Annotated in this window: 1 protein-coding gene; it reads left to right on the forward strand. The window is 66.5% G+C overall.

The genetic code is table 11. The features are described 5' to 3' along the window. A partial coding sequence (locus tag AC3A6P_RS36205; protein WP_487697481.1) for a DUF222 domain-containing protein occupies positions 1–248 on the forward strand: 248 nt, incomplete at both ends.

Raw genomic sequence — 248 nt, forward strand, 5'->3', positions numbered from 1 at the left:
TTCAACACCCTCTCCGACGCCGAACTCGACGTCGCCATCGACGCCGTCATCGAAGAACGCGACCCCGACGCGGTCCGGCGATTCCGGGAAGCCGCCAAACACTGCGACGTCCAAGTCGGGAAACGCGAGGACGCCACCGGCACCAAATCGCTCTATGGCCGGATCCTGCACGCCGACGCCGACCTGTCGGTACGGGTGCTCAACGCCTACGCCGACACCGTCTGCAACAACGACCCGCGTTCCCGCGG

Source organism: Mycobacterium sp. Soil_C_30 (genome assembly GCF_057656995.1).